General features: G+C 42.2%; 18 protein-coding genes and 2 other annotated features (1 of these 20 running past the window's edge). All 18 genes read right to left on the minus strand.

Going from position 1 to position 17,358, the window contains the following annotated elements; translation table 11 throughout:
- Window positions 1-39 (minus strand) — a binding site (T-box leader) (it extends 168 nt beyond the left edge of the window).
- 31 nt (window positions 40-70) lie between these two features.
- The gene (locus EC328_RS07130) at window positions 71-616 is read right to left on the minus strand and encodes a CDP-alcohol phosphatidyltransferase family protein (RefSeq protein WP_128426131.1); all 546 of its coding nucleotides are present in this window, start codon (window positions 614-616) and stop codon (window positions 71-73) included.
- 76 nt (window positions 617-692) lie between these two features.
- Entirely contained in the window at window positions 693-2,672 is a 1,980-nt protein-coding gene (locus tag EC328_RS07135; RefSeq protein WP_128426132.1) for a sigma 54-interacting transcriptional regulator, read from the minus strand.
- 117 nt (window positions 2,673-2,789) lie between these two features.
- Window positions 2,790-3,164: a cupin domain-containing protein gene (locus EC328_RS07140; RefSeq protein ID WP_128426133.1), complete on the minus strand. Its 375-nt coding sequence runs from the start codon at window positions 3,162-3,164 to the stop codon at window positions 2,790-2,792.
- A gap of 34 nt (window positions 3,165-3,198) precedes the next feature.
- Window positions 3,199-3,426 (minus strand): hypothetical protein, encoded by a 228-nt coding sequence (locus EC328_RS07145; RefSeq protein WP_128426134.1) that lies wholly within the window; start codon window positions 3,424-3,426, stop codon window positions 3,199-3,201.
- Between the two features lie 10 nt (window positions 3,427-3,436).
- Window positions 3,437-5,137 carry an aldehyde ferredoxin oxidoreductase C-terminal domain-containing protein gene (locus EC328_RS07150; RefSeq protein ID WP_128426135.1) on the minus strand — a complete coding sequence of 567 codons (1,701 nt, stop codon included), beginning with the start codon at window positions 5,135-5,137 and terminating at the stop codon, window positions 3,437-3,439.
- A 20-nt stretch (window positions 5,138-5,157) separates the two neighbouring features.
- Window positions 5,158-6,633 carry a tripartite tricarboxylate transporter permease gene (locus EC328_RS07155; protein WP_128426136.1) on the minus strand — a complete coding sequence of 492 codons (1,476 nt, stop codon included), beginning with the start codon at window positions 6,631-6,633 and terminating at the stop codon, window positions 5,158-5,160.
- A gap of 18 nt (window positions 6,634-6,651) precedes the next feature.
- Window positions 6,652-7,137, minus strand: a complete 486-nt coding sequence (locus EC328_RS07160) for a tripartite tricarboxylate transporter TctB family protein (RefSeq protein ID WP_164906056.1) — start codon at window positions 7,135-7,137, stop codon at window positions 6,652-6,654.
- A 150-nt stretch (window positions 7,138-7,287) separates the two neighbouring features.
- Window positions 7,288-8,382: a Bug family tripartite tricarboxylate transporter substrate binding protein gene (locus EC328_RS07165; protein WP_128426138.1), complete on the minus strand. Its 1,095-nt coding sequence runs from the start codon at window positions 8,380-8,382 to the stop codon at window positions 7,288-7,290.
- A 102-nt stretch (window positions 8,383-8,484) separates the two neighbouring features.
- Window positions 8,485-8,925, minus strand: coding sequence for a hypothetical protein (locus EC328_RS07170; RefSeq protein ID WP_128426139.1), 441 nt, complete (start codon window positions 8,923-8,925; stop codon window positions 8,485-8,487).
- A 23-nt stretch (window positions 8,926-8,948) separates the two neighbouring features.
- The gene (locus EC328_RS07175; protein WP_128426140.1) at window positions 8,949-9,608 is read right to left on the minus strand and encodes a nitroreductase family protein; all 660 of its coding nucleotides are present in this window, start codon (window positions 9,606-9,608) and stop codon (window positions 8,949-8,951) included.
- A 31-nt stretch (window positions 9,609-9,639) separates the two neighbouring features.
- Complete coding sequence (gene iolN / locus EC328_RS07180) at window positions 9,640-10,596, minus strand: 3-dehydro-scyllo-inosose hydrolase (RefSeq protein ID WP_206363828.1); 957 nt, start codon at window positions 10,594-10,596, stop codon at window positions 9,640-9,642.
- 204 nt (window positions 10,597-10,800) lie between these two features.
- On the minus strand, window positions 10,801-11,847 hold the full coding sequence (locus EC328_RS07185) for an Ldh family oxidoreductase (RefSeq protein ID WP_128426141.1): 1,047 nt from the start codon (window positions 11,845-11,847) through the stop codon (window positions 10,801-10,803).
- Window positions 11,848-11,876: 29 nt separating this feature from the next.
- On the minus strand, window positions 11,877-13,052 hold the full coding sequence (locus EC328_RS07190) for an NAD(P)-dependent malic enzyme (protein WP_128426142.1): 1,176 nt from the start codon (window positions 13,050-13,052) through the stop codon (window positions 11,877-11,879).
- Between the two features lie 13 nt (window positions 13,053-13,065).
- The gene (locus EC328_RS07195) at window positions 13,066-13,614 is read right to left on the minus strand and encodes a Fe-S-containing hydro-lyase (RefSeq protein ID WP_128426143.1); all 549 of its coding nucleotides are present in this window, start codon (window positions 13,612-13,614) and stop codon (window positions 13,066-13,068) included.
- Between the two features lie 18 nt (window positions 13,615-13,632).
- The gene (locus tag EC328_RS07200; protein ID WP_128426144.1) at window positions 13,633-14,478 is read right to left on the minus strand and encodes a fumarate hydratase; all 846 of its coding nucleotides are present in this window, start codon (window positions 14,476-14,478) and stop codon (window positions 13,633-13,635) included.
- Window positions 14,479-14,556: 78 nt separating this feature from the next.
- Entirely contained in the window at window positions 14,557-15,468 is a 912-nt protein-coding gene (locus tag EC328_RS07205; RefSeq protein ID WP_206363829.1) for a hypothetical protein, read from the minus strand.
- 345 nt (window positions 15,469-15,813) lie between these two features.
- On the minus strand, window positions 15,814-16,809 hold the full coding sequence (gene trpS / locus EC328_RS07210) for a tryptophan--tRNA ligase (protein ID WP_128426145.1): 996 nt from the start codon (window positions 16,807-16,809) through the stop codon (window positions 15,814-15,816).
- 44 nt (window positions 16,810-16,853) lie between these two features.
- Window positions 16,854-17,052: a binding site (T-box leader), on the minus strand.
- Between the two features lie 57 nt (window positions 17,053-17,109).
- Entirely contained in the window at window positions 17,110-17,343 is a 234-nt protein-coding gene (locus tag EC328_RS07215) for a putative signal transducing protein (RefSeq protein ID WP_128426146.1), read from the minus strand.
- Between the last annotated feature and the right edge of the window lie 15 nt (window positions 17,344-17,358).

The following is a 17,358-nucleotide window of genomic DNA, read 5'->3' on the forward strand; positions in this document are numbered from 1 at the left end:
TTAGGGAATCTGATTACTCCTCTTTTTCAAAGCCATTGATATAATTGTCCTAATTATAAAATACAGGAGACTATTTGTCAATCTCGCCTTTTTTATCATCCACAAGTCTTCTAAAAATCTTCATGTAATTAATGAAAGCCAGGATATTAAGAGCCAAGGTCAATGTAAGAAGTAATAAGGAAACATTAAAGGATACCTTGGTTATTATCGATAATATTGAAGCATATAATGAAAACGTTGCTACCTTTCCAAATTTATTGGAAGGGATCACAGATCCTTTATGCTTCAAGTATAAAAGTCCTCCTCCAAGGATCATCACAATTTCCTTTATGAGCATCGGTATCAGAACCCATACCGGAATCAATCCTACAGAGGTGAAAGTGAAAAGTACAGCAAAGCTCATCAGCTTGTCAGCAAAGGGATCCATCAATGCTCCGAGCTTACTCTCAAGATTATAACGTCGTGCAATGAACCCATCTGCAACATCCGATATCCCTGCTAGTATAAATACAAGTCCTGAAAATAGTATCCTATTCTCCGTTCCAGAGTAAAATATGAGCAGGTATATCGGGATTAGCAGTATTCTAAATAAGGTGATCACATTAGGCAGTGTCATATTGGCTCCTTCTGGGATTGTTAATAATTTTACATAGTACGATATTATCCAATGATAAATATTTTGTCAAATAAAATCACTTCTTTTTAAGATTTGCCTCCTCTATTGACTTGAGCTTCCGCCACAATGTCGTTACGCTGATCCCAAGTCTTTCTGCAGCAAGTGACCTGTTTCCTCCAGTTTCCTCCAATACTTTTAGAATTGTATCATTCTCTATCTGATGAAGCACTCCCTTATCATTTGGCAAATTGCTTCCTTCAGGTTTCTCCGATCTTACTCTCCCAAACTCAAGCATCCCCTGGCTTGCCTCATCAGCAATGGAGGAGTCTATCATTTTTTTATCACCAGCCAATACAACGCATCTTTCAATAAAGTTCTCCAACTGTCTCACATTCCCAGGCCAATCGTAGACTATCAGCTTTGCCAAGGCTTCAACTGCAATACCTTCTACCCGCTGATTAAGATATCTGCTTTTCTCTCTGACGAAAAAGCTTGCAAGATCAGAGATGTCTTCCTTTCTTTCCTTCAATGGAGGTATCGACAATCTAAGGACACTTAGTCTGTAAAATAAGTCCTCTCTGAATCCCCCATCCTCGACGAGCTTAAATAAATCTCTGTTAGTTGCAGCAATTATCCTGACATCCACCGGGATGATCCTGTCATCTCCTATCCTGACGACTTCTTTTTCCTGGATCACTCTAAGAAATCTTGCCTGTAGGTTTGGTGACATCTCACTTATCTCGTCAAGGAATATGGTTCCTCCATGGGCGAGCTCAAACAAGCCCGTTTTTCCGCCTTTTCTCGCACCTGTAAATGCTCCCTCAACATAACCAAAAAGCTCACTTTCAAGAAGACTCTCAGGAAGAGCCGCACAATTTACTGCTACAAAGGGCTTATCGATCCTCAGACTTGCATTATGTATGCTTTGAGCAAATAATTCCTTACCGGTTCCTGTTTCTCCCTGTATAAGGACAGTGCTGTCAACCTTTGCATATAACCTGGCCTTCTCCTTAACATGAGCTATTGCATCACTTTTACCAATTATATTCTGGAATTTTGTCTTTGCTACATGCCCCTTTGCATGAAGCTTGGCTCTTATCTGAGTCTCCATCTTCTGGATCTTTTCAATTTCCTGGAAAGTTGCTACCACACCTACTATCTTATCATCTACTATAATTGGGACCCTGTTGGTCAATATGGAGATATCACCAATTTTTTGAATTTCTCCAAGCTCTGCTTCTCCAGTTCGCAATACTTCAAGCATCCTCGTGTTTTCCACTACTTCCTCGACATTCTTCGAAATCGCGTTCTCATATCTGATCCCTGTTATCTTCTGAACAACTGGATTAAATACAGTTATCATACCATCTTTGTCGATTCCTAATATACCATCATAGGCAAAGTCGATTATAGACTTCAGAATAGCTGCCTTCTCCTTTTCTATCTGTTGGACCTCCAGCAGCCTCTTTGCATGTCGTATGGTTTCTGCTATTGCTTCCTTGCCAGTCTCAATTAGAACGCCATTCATACGGCGGCTATAAATAGCCTCCATTACTGTGTGACCTCCGATAAATACCCTTGAGCCGTTATGATACAGCTCAGTTATGGCTTTATCTATCTCCCTCACAGATTTAATTGTTATGATATCAATTTTCGCTGAGAAGGTTTTCTCCAAAATCTCGCTGACTCTTATATATGCCTTGGATAGATCCTCAAAGCCTACAATGCCTATTCTGTTTGAATGTTGAACTGCCTTGCCTATGGACTCAATAACATCGTAGCTGCTAAAATCTATATTCACGACAGGAATATCGATGTTCTTTTTTATGAGGTTGCCTGTACCGCCTCTGCTTATTATTACGCTGGCTCCACCTTCGACAGCCTTTCTTGCCTTGCCGAGTCCTTCACTGTAGGAGCCTTCAAAAACCTCAATGTCTTCTCCAAGATCATCTATGACCTGTTGCGCATATTCCGTAAACTTCTCATCGGGTGAAATTATCACTATGCTGCCATTCATACTGCCATCAACCCCTTGCTTTGTCTTGACTCTTACCATATATTATACTTCATTTCAGCAATGATTGACACCTGAATTTATCATGCTAATACAACAAAGAAAGCAGGCCTCCGTATTGGCAGACCTGCTGTGGGGGATGAAAATGAAGCTTCGTCCTTAATCTTCTTTCTTAAGGTGTGCCTCCAGTGGAGGACCATAAGCCCAGACTATTTTAAATTGTGTATCTCCAGTATTTATAATGGTATGGTCTACTCCCAATGGGGAGAAAATTGCAGTACCCGGATAAAGGTCGTACTCTTCATCACCAACGATCAACTTACCTGTACCCTCGATTACAAACATCGCTTCCTCCGAGTCTGTATGTCTGTGTAATGGGATCCTGCTTCCCGGCTCAGTTACATTTGTTCCCATTGATATTTTAGTAGCACCAACTGTATGCTCGCTTATCAATATCTTAGACACTCTTGGGTATGGCGTTTTAAGTTCTCCTGCTATATCAGCCTCTCTAACTATAACCTTTGATTTATCCATTTGCCTGTCTCCTTTCACGCTGTATGTTCTTTATTCAACCACCTTCAAGGTGGGGGAATACTTCAATCACGGAGTATTCATCGATGACAATATCTCGAGGTACTTTCCATCTTCCATCGGCAATCGCCATTCCAATCTCATCAGACCTAATGCCATGAATATCGAGGAACTCAGGCAGAGTATCTACTACACCCGGAGGAACTTCAAATTCATGACTTCCTGTCCTGTCAATAAATGATAGATGCATCCTTATCCTGACCATTCCGTTGCACCTATATCAATGCCTTTTTCATTTCTTCCTCAGAGAGGTCAAACACCGCATTTGTGGGACTTAGAGGTTCTTCATAAAGGTATTCCGGCAGCTTGTCGTATGCAGGACTCAGGCCTGCATTTATATTGAAGTCCCTTTCAAGTTTTAGGGTGTTGACAGCAAGATTCCAAATTGTATCCTTATCATAACTGCTTCCGCATTTTGTATTTACTATCTCTGCTAATAACTGAGGTTCTGCGAACAATGGACCTCTTGCAAACATGCATAATCCTATGCAATCCAAAGTTCCAATCTGTATTTGAAGCTGTTTTGACAGTTCACCCTGCTTTTCTGTTCCAAGTGGGTCGACTGTACCTCTTGAACCGAAGCAGTTTCCTGCAGTGTGATCGCCGCCCATCGTAGACATTGAGTAAGTAACTCCATTCCCTTTAAGTGCTCTGGGATCGTACCCTGCAAAACCCTGGCCTTTCCCTGTTGGTATTCTATCACTTCCAAGCACTTCTCCGGTTATTTGAGCACCATTCCCCAGCATCCTTCCCATTGGGGTATCTCTCCAGATCTCCTTGATAAGTGCCATACAATCCGCTTCGCTTCCAAATCTCCCATAGCCCTGATCAAGAGCTACGCCTATGGCACATCCCGTCTCGATCGTGTCGAGTCCAAGATCGTTTATTTCATAATTTAATCTGGCTACAGCATCCAGGTTGTCCATGCCAAGATTTGAGCCCAATAATGCTATATTCTCATACTGCATGGTAGATACGATCTTCTTTCCATTTTCATCAGGAAAGACTGTGCTGCATCTTATTGCACAGATATCCATACATGAGATTGCAAGCTTACCCTCCCCACCACGTGTTCTGATAAGCTCATTCATCTTTTCACCGCATAGATTCTCGACATGCTCGCTGGACCCATATCTGAAGCTGTTCGTCGGCAGAGCTCCCATCCCATTTACTGCCTTTACGATTCCTGTAGTACCATAATTATGGTAAACGTCCTTGGTTTTAGGGTCTCCTGCAAGCTTTTTATTGAAATCCCTGGCTATCTCGAGGAACCGCTCCTTATCCTTATATTGGATATGATCACATTCAGAGTCATCGACTACTATCGCCTTAAGACCCTTGGATCCCATAACTGCTCCCAGACCTCCCCTTGCAGCAAACTTGAGCTCCCCATGAGGATCAGTGGATGCCACGCAGGCTCCTCTAAGACCTCGTTCCCCTGCAGGCCCTACACAAAGTATCCCTACTTTGCCTCCAAACTTCTTATAGAGTCTGGAAACTGTCTCATATGTCCCCTTGGATTTCAACTCGCTCCACTCCTCAAGTCTTGCTCCATCCTTATCTATTATAAGAACCCAGGTTCCTGAGGAGGCTTTGCCCTCGATTACGATTGCCTGGTACCCGCACTTCGATATTCTTGCTCCTGCGACCCCGCCACAATTAGCCTCTTTGATGCCCTTGGTAAGCGGGCTTTTAGCACCTACTGATATTCGGCTTGCACTTGAAGCTATGGTGCCTGACAAAACTCCGGTGGCAAATACCAGCTTATTCTTTTTACCCAACGGTTCACAGTTTGCCTGCACCTCATCGTGAACTATCTTTGATGATAAGGCTCTTCCACCCAGAAAGTCGTATTTCTCTTCCTGATTGGAAACTGCCTCCATTGTTGTCATATTTACTCTTAAGATGTTTCCCATAAATATCCCCTCTCTGCTATTTACTTTCCCTCAGGCTTCACTGCAGACTTCATTGTGAAGCTCTGAAGAATGAAGGAACCTATTATCAGTACAAGGATGATCAAAGCCAAAGGCCTTGTAACAAATGATGTCATCAACGGAACAAAACCCTTAGAGCTAATGAGAGCTTGTCTGAAGTTGGTTTCAATCATTGGACCAAGTATTATACCAAGAACGATCGGCGATACAGGATAATTGCTTCGTTCTAGGAGATATCCAACAAAACCGAAAAATACCATTATTATAACATCGTTCATATTATTGTTCAGTGCATAAGAGCCTATTATACAAAGCAGGGAAATAACAGGAACTATAGCCCATTTAGGAAATTTTAAGAGCTTCAGCATTAAATTTGAGCCAAATATCCCGATAAAGTAGGACATTACTGTTCCTATAGCCAGAAAAATAATAATATAGTAAAAATAGTGTTTGTTCGTCAGCATGAAGGTTGGTCCCGGAAGCAGGCCATGCATATAGAAAGCTCCAATGATGACCGCAGTAACTGAATCTCCAGGTATACCCAAGGTAAGCATGGTTGTAAGCGCTCCACCTATAGCTGCATCGTTTGCTGTCTCGGGAGCAGCTATTCCTTCATATGCACCCTGACCAAAGGGTCTGCTGGGATTTTTGACTATGCTTTTGGTCGCCCCATACGCAACAAGCGATCCTATGTCTCCACCCGTTCCAGGCAAAAGACCAATTACCCAGCCTATAACAGCTGACCATGTCATAGTTGGTATCAGTGTCTTTATTATCTTAAACTTGGGGAATAGATCTCTTATGCTGTAGGTTTCGTCGATGTTTAGTGTCTTGGATTTCTTAAGCTGAACAAATACTTCCTTCATACCAAAAAGACCAATCATCGCAGCGATGTAATTGACTCCACCGCTAAGCAATCTCGTACCAAAGGTAAATCTCATAAGACCAGTTATAGGATCCATTCCTATCATTCCTACGAACACCCCAAGAAATGCTGCTACGAGGCCCTTTGTCATTCGCCCCTGACTAAGCACTGCCACAAGTGTTATCCCCCACATTGTTATGAGAAAGTACTCCTGAGGTCCAAATTTAAGCGCTATCTCTCCTAACAGAGGTCCTACGAAGGTTAGGATTATGAGACCGAATATTCCTCCAACCAAGCTTACAAACAAAGAAATCCCCAGGGCATTGTTGGCTTCTCCCCTTAGCTTGAGAGGATATCCGTCAAATACAGTGGATACTGCTGCCGCTGTCCCTGGAATGTTAAGAGCTATTGCCGATATTGAACCTCCAATTACTCCTCCCGCGAAGGCTCCTATGATAAAAGCCAATGCGGGAATCATCTCCCATCCAAATGTCAAAGATACAACCAGAACGATCGTCATGGTAACAGTAAGGCCTGGCAAGGCTCCCATGATAAGACCAATTACTGCACCTACGAAAATATACAATATGTAGATCAATTCAAATTCAACCACTATATGGAACCCCCCTTTCTATGGCAGCATAACATTGAATACCTGATAAAATACGAAGTGCAATATCGGAACAGTAACAGCAGATACCGCGATAGCTCTGATCGCTCTTTTCCCAATATTAGCTTCCTCGTAATTCATCAAAATCATGATTATTGCCAAAAATATTATGGTACCGACAATAAATCCAAGGCTAGGTACAATAAATGCATATATCAAAACACCAATTGCATAGACTGCTGCCATTAGCACGTCATGCCCAAGGTCATTTTTATCTTCTCCATCTTCTTTTTCTTTTGAAGAATTCCTAAAATCACTTATTATAGTCAGGATAAGGAATATAAATAGAGCTACCCCTATAAGGAAAGGAAAAACAAGGGGAGATGTCGTTTCAAATAGCTTCATCCCGTCTTTATTCACCCAACTGCTTATGCTTGTCAGGACTATTGCTACTATGCCCCCAACTATTGCATAAATTACTAAATCTATAGGTTTGAATCTCTTCACTATGCTTCGCACCCCCTCAATATGTTATACATAGTTCTAAATGAAAATCGGCATGAAATCATATACTTGGTAACAGAAAGCTTGAGGCAGGTATTATGAATCAAGTTATGACAGCCCTTTGACTCCTCAAAAGGCTGTCATAGATACAAGCTAATCTAGTCTTTCGATACCGAAATCCTCAGGTGAATTTGGGGCAGCTCCTGTGTCATACAGCAACCAGGCTGCTTTGGAGGTCCAATTTGTCAGGTATTCAATAGCTTCTTCACCGCTATAATCTATCCTTGTTAGGAATAGCTTGTCAGTGTATTCAATCCATCTGGGATCAGCCATTGCCTCTTCCATTTTTGCTTGCAGGAAGTCTGTGATCTCCTTAGGTGTGCCCTTTGCTGCGAATAAACCAAAGTATGGTCCATATGGTACGAATGGAGCCATTTCCGGATAAAGCTTGCCTATAGTTGGGATGTCATCAAGCCCTGGAATCGGGTCATTTGTAAAGGCTGCAAGTATCTTGAGATTTCCGGCTTTATGCGCCTCAACCATGGATTGAACCATTTCTATCGTTGCATCAACCTGGCTTCCCATAACTGCAGTGATTGCTGGTCCTCCACCAAGGAAAGGAACAAAAGTAAACTTAGCTCCCAGGTATTGTTCAAGAAGCAGACCGCTTATATGAGGAACAGTTCCTGGTCCAGCAGTACCAATAGTCAATTCTCCAGGGTTATCTATAGCATATTGGATCACTTCTTCAGCACTATTGAAGGGTGAATCCGGAGGCACTGCCATGACCGGAGTAGCTTCAGCAACAAGCTTTATTGGGATGAAGTCTCTAATTGGATTCATATCCATTGTACCCATCGTTTGCCATACTGACATGATCTCTGATCCGAAGAATAAAGTGTACCCGTCAGCCTTTGCATTAAGTACAAATGAAGCGGCAGTAGCACTAGCAGCACCTGGTGTATTGGTGATTGCAATACCTACTCCAACCTTTTCCTGCAATATTGGAACAATTCCTCTTGCAATTACGTCAGTAGGTCCACCAGCCCCAAAACCAACAGTTGCATTGATTGGTCTCTCCGGATAATTTGCAACTGCAGGATCTACCGCTGGTTCTGCAGGCTCCGCAGGCTCCTCTGCGGGTGCTGGCTCTGGAGCTGGCGCTGGTTTCTGAGCACACCCTGCGAGTGCAACCGACAAGACCATTAGCATCGCAAGCATTAAGTACATCAGCCTAAACTTTTTCATTCCTATACCTCCTAATTTGGATTTTTCTGCCTTCCTCTTTAAAACCCGACTTCCCTGATTTCATTCCCCCTTACTTTTTTTGTATATAAATGAAATATATACCTAATCTCCTACTACGTCAGAAGTACCTGCCTTAGCACAGCTAAGACCACAATAGCCGGCTCCCATATCTATAGGCATAAGCTCTGGAGCAAACCCATTTTCATGCTCAAGGGCATTCATTATCATATTTCCGATCGGGCAGCTTAATGGCTGCATACCCTTGCTGTTAAAGCCTTCCCTGATACCCATTAGAGAACAGTTCTTGACCTTCGCCATAAAAACAAACTCATCCTCAGTGTACTCTATATCCTCAAAGAATCCCTTCTCCTTCATCCACTGAATGAGAACTGTCTTATCATATGCTTTATCACCAAGTTCAGACATAATATATTCAACGCCGACTAAGGTCAAACGATATCTTGCTCCCTTGCCCCTCTCATCATAGAAGGCTTTTTGAACCTCGTAAAGAAGTTGATCCTTCAATTTCCCTATATCACTCATTTTTCCGACCTCCTCTTCTATGATTATTCCTCGTAATATGCCTCGCCGAATGTCTCCTTGAAAACGAGCTCATTCAAAGGAAGTCTCGGCCTTGGATTTTTCGTCTCTCCCGGGACGCCTACTGCAATGATAGCATATAGCTTGTAATCCTCGGGAACCTTGAAGTATTCCTTCATCTTCAACTCATCTCTAATATCTATGCAAGGAGCCACCAGCCAGCATGCTCCAAGCCCGAGGCTTGCAGCAGTCAAAAGAATATTCTCGATAGCTGCAGAGGTATCAAACGGAGCATCCCACACTTCCTTTTTCCCCAGGACAAGTATATCGATAGCTGCCTGATTTACAAAAGCTGAAACACTTCCAGAGGTCAGCTTTTTAAAGGCTGCTCTTTTCTTATCTTCATCCTCAAGAGTCTCAAACCTGGTCTGCATATGCTTACTGAGGTACTCTCCGGTAAATCTTCTACCGCTGCCTCCCTTGCCGACAATTGAAAGAAAATCCTTGCTAGCTTGATCCTTGACTATTATAAATCTCCAGGGTTGAGCATTCTCGCCAGATGGAGCTTGTCTTGCACTTTCCATGATAAGTCTGATGTCTTCCTCAGAAACTTGCTCATTCGTGTATTTTCTTATACTTCGTCTATCTAATACGACTTGCCAAAATTCTTTGTTGATCTCTGCCATATCATAACCTCCTTCTACTATGACCTATCTTCTAAACTGGATGATGAATAGCGTAAATGCTTCTCCCGCCGTTCAAAGGTCCCTTTATGACTTCCTCAATCAGTTCACGTGGCTTTTCAGATGCTGTTTCTATCGGAGGAAGCTTTCCGACGGGATACTGTCTTCTTATCTCGTCGTGAAGAGCGACCATAAAGTCAAATAATACCTCCAGACCTTCTTCAGCCTTTTTGGCATCAGCTAAGGATGGCTTGCCAATGACGGCCTCTGGATATACCTTGACCTCAAGGCCTCCTGCACCTATTTGTGCATGTCCCGGGATAGGTGACTGATAAACGTCTCCACCCTTGTCGATCCACCCTTTTGGCCATTTGCTTACCGGATTGGAATCAACCATATCTGCCTTACTGTTCATCTCCGGAAAAAGAGCTAAGGAGTATGACGCCTCAACCTCGTCTGCATGTGCAAATGGGGTTTCAAATGGACCTCCATGGGCTTTATCCTTTAGATAGTTTGGAATTACAGTCGGCCAGTTTACAAACATAATAATAGCAGGCACTTGCCATATTTTTCCGAATTGATGTATTGCATTAGGAATTACATATTCCTGTCCATGTCCGTTCAGCAATATCATTTTTCTGAAGCCGGCATTCCAAAAGCCTGCAAAAATACATCTTAGGTAGTTTGTAAAGGTTTCTTCAGGGATCACAATAGTTCCAGGCATACCCATATGTGCCCATGGATGGGATCCAAACCAAATCGGTTGGGAGACTGTGCATCCTGTTACTTTAGCGACAGTTTCAGCCATTCTTGTTACCAGAAAGGTATCCTCACCAAAGCACTGACCATCTCCGTGAGCTTCAGTACTGCCTATCGGGATGATTATAATATCGTTTTCCTTAAGTCTTTCTTTGACCTGTTTACCGGTCATGTTCTGGAAATAAACCTTATCGGCCTTGTCCATTGAACCTTTGGATATTTCATATTTCACAAAAGACACCTCCTTGAAGTATTTATCGATTTCTGTATTATAATATATGCAAGTCTAATGCCAACTAAATGCATTTGAGTAAAACCCGGCGATTTTGAAATTTTCAGATTAGTTAAATATCTATCAGGCCTCTATCATCGTCGGGTTTCAATTTGAAATGTTTATTGATTTAATGTGATAATAAACCGTTTTATTTTGAAATAACTAAAGCCTCGCTGCATCATAATCCAGAGCAAGCTTGTTTAGCTCAGCTACTACCTCAATATCCACCGGTATCCCCTCAGCCAGTCTTTTTTCCATAAGATTTTGCTCTATCTCCCCTGCCATGAATATTTCATTATCTCCTTTGGGAGGAAGAGACTTTATCTTTGATATGGCATCATCCACTCTTTCCTTATACTCATCTATATCCATGAAAGCGCCAATATTTATCGCGATGAAAAGATGGCTTGTCTTGGATGGCCCACTCATATCTGTGATATTCTTGACCTCTCCAAGGGAAGAGGTACCTGTTAATGCTCCTGTCAGCAGATCTATTATCAAAGAGAGCCCCGATCCTTTTACTCCTCCTATTGGTACAAGACTGCCCAATAGTGCTTCTGATGGGTCAGATGTAGGATTGCCATCCTTGTCCAATCCCCAGTCAAGAGGCATCTCCTTATTTTGAAGTGCTGCCATTCTTATTTTGCCCCTGGCTACTGTAGACATTGACATATCCAGAACGATTGGCTTCCCTTTTTTAGCTGGGACTGCAACTGTAAGAGGATTGGTTCCCAATAACGGAGTCTTTGTACCAAAGGGTGCAATTGCTGGCGAAGCATTGGTCATTACAAGTCCGATCATATCATCCTTAGATGCCAGCATTGAAAAATATGAGGCAACTCCAAAGTGATTGCTATTCTTAACTGCAACCAAGCCTATTCCATATATCCTCGCAATATCTATAGCTGCTTTCATGGCCTTATAGCCGGCCACCTGCCCCATGCCATTGTCGGCATCCAGTACTGAAACAGCTGCAGCCTTATTCTCAAGAAATCTCATCTCAGCATTCTGATTCACCGCTGCGTTCTCTAGCCTTTTGACATAGGTAGGTAGTCTTACTATCCCATGAGATTTGATATTTCTAAGCTCAGCAAAAAGTAGAGTCTCACTTATTATCTCTGCTTCCTCCAGCTTCACACCCGCTTTTGTCAGTACTTCTATGCAAAAATCATTAAGTGTACTAAGATCATATAATATGGGTTGTTCCATATCGGACAACTCCTTTCTAATTATTTGGATTAGATCCTTGCTGCTCCGGTCTCTCTTGCAGCTTTGGCTACTGCCTCTGCGATTGCAGGTCTTACACGCTTATCAAAGGGATTAGGGATTATATAATCTTCCTTTAGCTCATCATCCGCAATAAGCTCTGCCAGAGCGTTAGCTGCCGCTATCTTCATAGCCTCGTTGATCTCTTTTGCTCTAACGTCGAAAGTCCCTCTGAATACTCCCGGAAATGCTAGGACATTGTTTATCTGATTTGGATAATCAGATCGTCCAGTTCCAACTACTCTCGCACCGGCTTTTTTCGCCAGATCAGGGTCTATCTCAGGAACCGGATTCGCCATCGCGAATATTATCGCATCCTTATTCATAGTCTTCACCATTTCTTCAGTAACAATATTAGCCTGAGATACCCCTATGAAAACATCGGCATCCTTCATTGCCTCAGCTAAACCGCCAGTCCTTAAATCCTTATTGGTAACTTCTGCCATTTCTTCCTTGGCCCAATTCATCCCGTCTTTTCTTCCCTTATAGATTATCCCCTTGCTGTCTACGAGGAGCATATCTTTTACGCCTATGTTAAGAATTATCTTGGCTATGGCGACTCCTGCTGCTCCAACTCCGTTTATTACTACTACAAGGTCCTCCATCTTCTTACCTGTTAATCTTAAGGCATTCTTAAGTCCGGCGAGAACTATAATAGCTGTACCATGCTGATCGTCGTGAAATATGGGTATATTCAGTTTTTCCTTCAGTTTATTTTCTATCTCAAAGCATCTTGGTGCAGAAATATCCTCGAGATTTATTCCTCCAAAGGCTGGCTCGATCATGCACACAAGGTTAACGATCTCGTCCGGATCCTTAGTATTCACACAAATTGGAAAGGCATCCACACCACCAAACTCCTTGAATAGAACAGCCTTGCCTTCCATGACTGGTAGAGCTGCGTAGGGACCTATATCGCCCAGTCCCAAAACTGCAGTTCCATCTGATACTACCGCTACCATGTTCCCTTTTGATGTATATTCGTATACGTCATCTATATTTTTATGTATCTCCTTGCATGGTTCAGCAACTCCTGGTGTATAGGCAAGACTTAGACTTGCTTTATCTGTAACCGGAACCTTGCTCTGTACGTTCAGCTTGCCTTTATTGTCCTTGTGTAGCTTCAATGCGTCGTCTCTTAGTGACATGATCAACACCATCCTATTTTTTATATAGTTCTTTTCCTGACTTATAAAGGTCATTTCCTTCACTGTCAATAATTACAGTTACAGGAAAATTCTCTACCCTAAGCTTATATATAGCTTCAGCACCCAGATCCGGAAAGGCTATTACCTCAGCCTCCTTAATTGCCTCGGCCAACAGCGCCCCTGCTCCTCCAATGGCAGCAAAATAAACTCCATTATGCTTTATTATGGAGTCGACTACAGCTTTGCTTCTTAGTCCTTTACCGATCATACCTTTCAACCCTGCATCCATAAGCTGAGGAGTATATGCGTCCATCCTCCCGCTGGTGGTTGGCCCAGCTGATCCAATAGCTTGTCCAGGTTTAGCCGGACATGGTCCCACATAATAAATAGTCTGATCCTTTATATCCATTGGAAGCTCTTCACCTTTGTCGAGCATTTCTACCAGTCTTTTATGTGCTGCATCTCTTCCCGTATAGATGATCCCATTAAGTAAGACCCTGTCGCCAGCCCTCAAGGTTTTAGCCGTCTCGTCTGTCAATGGAGTATTTATAATTTTAGCCATTTCTTTCACCTCCAACAATTAAATAACAGCTTCCTTGTGTCTGGCAACATGACACTGGATATTTATAGCAACTGGCATGCTTGCAATATGAGCTGGGAAGGTTTCTATGTGGACTGCCAACGCCGTTGTTCTCCCTCCAAACCCCTGAGGTCCGATCCCCAAATCATTGATTTCCTCAAGCAGCTCCTCTTCAAGCTTTGCTACGATAGGATTTGAATGATGCTCACCAACTTTTCTAAGCAAGGCTTCCTTTGCAATAAGGGTCGTCTTTTCTATAGTTCCGCCGATACCTATACCTACAATTATTGGAGGACAAGGATTTGAGCCAGCTTTATCTACTGTATCAAGTACGAATTTTTTAATACCCTGTATACCATCTGAAGGCTTGAGCATTGCCAATGCGCTCATGTTTTCGCTGCCTCCGCCCTTTGGTGCGAATATTATCTTTATATTTTCTCCGGGAACGATCTTTGTATGGATTATTGCAGGAGTGTTATCCTTTGTATTCTTTCTCTCAAAGAAGGGATCGTCAACAGCAGATTTTCTAAGATAACCCTTCTCATATCCTCTCCTTACTCCCTCATTAATAGCCTCATTAAGGGAGCCTCCTGCCAATCTTACATCCTGGCCAAGCTCCAAAAATACAACTGCCAGGCCTGTGTCCTGACATATTGGTACATGGTTGGTCCTTGCAATCTCCTGGTTTTTAAGGATATCCAGAAGTGTATCCCTTCCCAGAGGCGACTCCTCTTTCTCAAGAAAATCCTCAAGTGCCTTTTTGACATCAAGAGGAAGGTAGTAATTGGATTCAATTGATAATCTTTCTATTTCATCTGTTATTTTTTGAACGTCTATTTCCCTCATCAAATCTCTTCCTTTCGTATATAATTATCTCCCCTGCAAGACCGGGTCAAGCAGGAGAGATAATCGGTTGGGAATATGTTAGTCAGCTATTTGCGGCTCAGCCTCTCCAGCCTTCAATTGGATTGCTTCAGGGTAGTATCTGTTGACCATCTCAAGAACTATGTGGGCTTGTCTTGCCATATCGATTCCATTTGAAGCAGTTGTCAACTGGCCATGGCCCGATACACAGGAGTTACCTGTCTTAAGATAAACTGGTGCACAGCATCTTACCATCTCTGGAGCTTCGTATACTCTTATGAATCCACCTGATCCAGGTGGGTTGTCAGTATGTAGATCCAATGGAACGTCTACTGTTTGTCTAAGAGCTGCCAGCATTGGAAGCGAAAGGTCTCTGACCGGGTTGATCGAATCTGCACCCAAGTCCTGAAGCAGCTTAAAGCTTGCTGGATTTCCTTGGCCATTGTGAGCTGAGTTCTTGAATTTCATTTCAGCTGGAAGTTCTCCCATCTTTCTAGCTTCATTAAGTACCCAAAGGAGTCCTTCGTCATATACTAATAATCCTCTAATGCCTGCCTCAGCTATTCTCTTTGCATCCTCAATTGCTCTTGCTACTTGTTCTTGTCCTCTAAGTCTGTAAGCAATAACTCTCCCTTGCTCGCTAAGCCTTGTTGCGGATGTATCATAAGCAGCTCTAGGTCCAATGGACATGTTCAAGCCAGCACCGTGAGCTTTACATATTGCAGCATATTCTTTCAACTCAGAAAATGTATGTCTGAATGCACCATATGTTTCATCAACTCTGTTGATTTGGATCCCTAATCTTTCAGCTTCTTCAATCAAGGATTTACAAGCTACTGATGTGTTGATCGTTGGAACCTCAATTCCAAAATGTGCTCCACCTGGGAATCTTTTCTCAGATGTTGGAAGATCAAATGCATCTCCAGCAGGCAAACCAATTTTTACTAAAAATTCTCTGGTTTTTTCCATCATTTCGCAACAACCTCCATAAATTTTTTTGAAATATTTGCTGAGTGTTCAGCTGGCCGCGACAACCAAATCATGCCTGACTCTTCAGATTTGGTTTATCATATTTTCACCATCATATATAGCAAGTACCGTGCCAACATATTACATAAATATCGATTGACAATAATTATATGTCTATGTTTATTGTTTAATGTTGAAATTAGAGCTCATTTCGGATTGCAAAAAAATTGTTGCAGGTGTTGATGGATTTTATTCATTGGAAAATACATCCCAATTAAGTAAAAATCCGGCATTTTATGTTTTCATAATGAAATGCCGGATTTTTCTATTTGAAACTATTTTTTTCAATTATATGCGTGGGATAAACCCAATTTTTTTATATACTTTCCTGAGAGTTTTGGCCGCAAAAGCTTCAGCCTTATCAGCTCCCTCTCTGTATATGCTTTCAAGAAATGCCTTATCCTGCCTGTACTCCTTATATCTTTCCTGGATAGGAGACAGAGCCTGTATCACTACGTCCGCCAAGTCATCCTTAAATTCTCCATATCCCTTCCCATCATAGTTTGCTACGATACTATCCACTGATTTATCAGATAGTACTGAGTAGATATTTAGAAGATTCTTCAAGCCTGGCTGTTGGTCGCTATAAGCAACTATCCCCAATGAATCAGTAACCGCTCTCCTTATCTTTCTCCTTATGGCATCCTTGTTATCAAGCATCAGTATAAATGCATTTTCATCCCTGTCGGACTTGCTCATTTTAGACTCAGGGTCCTGAAGGCTCATTATTCTGGCTCCAAATTCCTTTATAAGCGGCTCAGGCACAACGAAGGTATCGCTATATCTGCTGTTGAATCTCTCTGCAAGATCCCTTGCAAGCTCAAGATGTTGTTTTTGATCCTCTCCTACAGGAACGAAGTCACTTTGATAAAGGAGAATATCAGCAGCCATCAGCACTGGATAGGTAAATAAGCCAGCATTTAGGTTTTCATCGGACTTCTTGGATTTCTCCTTGAACTGAGTCATCCTGTTAAGCTGTCCCATATAGGTTATGGTGTTCAATATCCAGCCAAGCTCTGCATGGGCAGGAACATGTGACTGGATAAAAAGAGTCGACTTTTGGGGATCAATACCTACAGCCAGGTATAGTGACAGAACATCAAGGGAATGTGATCTTAAATCCTTTGGGATCTGCGGAACAGTAACAGCATGAAGATCAACTATACAATAATAACACTCATACTCATCCTGAAGCTCGACGAAATTTTTCAAAGCCCCGATATAATTTCCTATGGTCAGTGATCCTGAGGGTTGAACTCCACTAAATACGATTTTTTTGTTCATTGATTCTCACTCCTTTTAAAATATAAAACCCTTCGTCTTATTAAGTAAGAGACGAAGGGTAATCCGCGGTGCCACTCTTTTTGCATTTCTGCCGGCTTTTATCTCTTAAGGCGAGACCTTCCCTGTCCTATTTATTCAGACAGCACTCCGGAGTCCATTCACAAAGGTCCTGCTGCCGTTTTCCACCAACCACGGCTCTCTTGTAGCTTTTCCTAAGATACTATTCTCCATCACAGTATAATAAGTTGATTATAACCCTTTAACTGGCTGTTGTAAATAGGATTGACCAAAATGAGCCATTCATTCCTCAATTAAAGGGGTTATTAATTCTCTGGCTCGTTCAAGCATTGATTTTTCAACCATAATGCTGCTACCATAAGGGGAAGAACCTGTAACTATTCTCATATAGCCCCCGGAGCCTTTGTTCTTAATTATAAATGGAATTCCATTATCCTTCAGAATAGCTGTTACTATACCAAGCACAAATTCATTCTCAACCTCAGTCAAGGCTACTAATTCCAGCTTATCGTCCATTTCAAATCACTCCTT

Origin of the sequence: Gudongella oleilytica (assembly GCF_004101785.1) — a bacterium.
Lineage (GTDB): Bacteria > Bacillota > Clostridia > Tissierellales > Tissierellaceae > Gudongella > Gudongella oleilytica.